The sequence below is a fragment of the Streptomyces sp. NPDC052107 genome (assembly GCF_040680215.1).
Taxonomy (GTDB): Bacteria; Actinomycetota; Actinomycetes; order Streptomycetales; family Streptomycetaceae; genus Streptomyces.
In genome coordinates, this window is the sequence record NZ_JBFAWG010000247.1 from 1 (window position 1) to 2,136 (window position 2,136).

Annotated in this window: 3 protein-coding genes and 1 pseudogene; 3 read left to right on the forward strand and 1 reads right to left on the reverse strand. The window is 67.5% G+C overall.

What is annotated here, in order from left to right; all coding sequences use genetic code 11:
* Window positions 1-515, reverse strand: a 515-nt coding sequence (locus tag AB0M27_RS47475) for a GNAT family N-acetyltransferase (protein WP_365732414.1), incomplete at its 3' end; no start/stop codon positions are given.
* A 204-nt stretch (window positions 516-719) separates the two neighbouring features.
* Between AB0M27_RS47475 and AB0M27_RS47480 the strand changes: the two are divergent.
* The 3 genes and pseudogenes from AB0M27_RS47480 to AB0M27_RS47490 all read left to right on the forward strand — a co-directional run.
* A pseudogene (locus AB0M27_RS47480) lies at window positions 720-920 on the forward strand (IS5/IS1182 family transposase); the annotation flags it as partial.
* A gap of 120 nt (window positions 921-1,040) precedes the next feature.
* A complete protein-coding gene (locus AB0M27_RS47485) occupies window positions 1,041-1,196 on the forward strand; it encodes a DUF397 domain-containing protein (RefSeq protein ID WP_365732415.1) in 156 nt (51 codons plus the stop codon).
* Between the two features lie 481 nt (window positions 1,197-1,677).
* Window positions 1,678-2,013 (forward strand): hypothetical protein, encoded by a 336-nt coding sequence (locus AB0M27_RS47490; protein ID WP_365732416.1) that lies wholly within the window; start codon window positions 1,678-1,680, stop codon window positions 2,011-2,013.
* Window positions 2,014-2,136 lie beyond the last annotated feature (123 nt).

The window sequence follows — 2,136 nt, forward strand, 5'->3', positions numbered from 1 at the left end:
AACCACTGCTCGGCGCCGTACTCCTCGAACCGTTCGACCTCGGTGAAGCCCAGTCTCGCCGCGAGGCGCATCGCCCGGTGGTTGGTGCTCTGGGTGGAGAGCACCACGGGTTCGCCGGGCCGTGCGCCGGTGAACCAGTTGAGTGCCGCCGCGCACGCCTCGAAGGCGTACCCGTGTCCCCACGCCTCGGGCAGGAACAGGTAACCGAGTTCGGTCTCTCCGGCCTCGGGGCGGACGTGTCCCCGGCGTTCGGCGCCGCGGGGGTCGAGCGTGATCATGCCGATCATCGTTCCGTCGAGTTCGACCACGAAACAGCCGGGGCGTCGGCCGGGCACTTCGGGCATCGCGCGTTCAAGTTCGTCGCGAGTCCGGGCGCCGCCGATGTAGGTGCCCACCTCGGGCGAGGCGAACAGTTCGACGAAGACCGTACGGTCGCGGGCCTCGGACGCGCGGAGCACGAGCCGTTCGGTCGGTATCGGAGTCGTCGGCCAGGTGAAGGTTCCAGGTTCGACCATGGCGGGGAACCTATCGCACGCCTCACGAGGACGATCGGCGGAGAAGCCTGGCGCCTGCTTGGCAATCTTTCCCGGCGGTCTGCAACCGGGACCGCTTCGGCGCGCGTGTAGATGATCTGAGAAGCGAGCGCGGAGCGGAACCGGCGGGACAGCGAAGTGAGCGCGGGATGGCGAACGGACGGAAGCCGACACAGCGGCAGGCCCGTCCGGGTCCCGTTTCGAGGGCGCCACCTCAAGCAGTGGAAGCGCCGCCACAACACCACCCACGCCAAGATCCGTTGTCTTGGCGAGCAGGCCATGGCCACCCTCAAGGGCTGGCGCCTCCTGCGGAAACTCCGCTGCAGCACCAACCGCATCACCGCGATTATCCAGCCCGTTCCTGTCCTTCACCACGCGTCAGCGTGAGGTCGGAAAAGGCTCAGTCGCTTGGAGGCTACGGCGGGGAGGATTCCGCCGGAGACTCCCGCCCTTCTCGATCAAGTCTTCGCTACGGACGGGCTCTTTCAACGTCTCTACGAGCAGATCGTGGCGGAGGGCTTCTCCGTCTACTCGCGCAAGCGCATTGAGCTGGAGCCCAAGGCGGCCGTCCGTGACAGCAAGGTCCCCGCAGGTCCTTCCCTGGCCCTCTCGCGCGGCGCGTGGGCCGGTCTGGTGCGGTACGCGAAGACCGCTGCGGTCTAGGGCGTGTGTCGAAAGTCCCGCCTGCCCGGCGGTGCCCGGCACGCACGCTCGCCGCGTTGTCGGGATCACCCCGATACATCCAGTATCGGGGCGACCCTCCGCCTTGCGATCGCACGCACCGGACACCGCCGGGCCTGCCCTTCGGGCAGACGACGCTACTTTCGACACACGCCCTAGCTGGGGTCACGCCGTAGAACGTGACAGTGAGGCTGTCTCCTCGTCATCGGCGGGAGGGAGACAGCCTCCTCGAAACGATGACATCCAAAGCTGCCGCTCATAGGCGAGTTCCGAGTGACCCTCAGCCTGTCGCGAGTGCGCCCGCCACTCCGTCCCGCCAGGAGTTCTTGGGGCCGGACGGATCGTGATCCTCCGGTCTGCCGAGGCGCTGCCCCGCAGACCATGGCGCAGCAGCACGTGAGAGTCGCCTCGGAAGCCGCTGGTGTGAGCTGCGATGATCCTTGCCCCAGAGAGAGGAAGTGTCGTGTCGGTGGATGCACGGCCTGATCCGGTGCAGATCGTGGCCAAGGTGGGGTCAAGCTTCCGAGCCGCCGATCCGGAGCGGGCGTTTGAGGTGTGGATGCATCTCGCCACCAAGGCTGGGTGGCAGGTCGGCGTTGTCGAGGGCGTTGCCGTGGACCGTGATGCCGGGGATTGCGGGGTCGTCGACATCGAGGGGCTGCGCTACCTGGTCCGTCAGACCCGGAGAGTCCGGCGCACGCTTGTCGACGACGTCACCGGCAGACCTGCTGAGCGCCCGGTCTTCGGCTTCGCGGCGTGGGCGGAGCCGGTTCTTTCACCGGAGCGCGTGGTTTCCTGATCAAGCCGGTTCAGCTGGGGCGCCGGTCATGATCTCGTTCCACGTGCCTCCGTCAGGCTGATGGCGGTTCTGTTCCAGGAGTTCGGGGTCGTCGACCTCGACCGAGCCCAGGGCCTCGCCCTG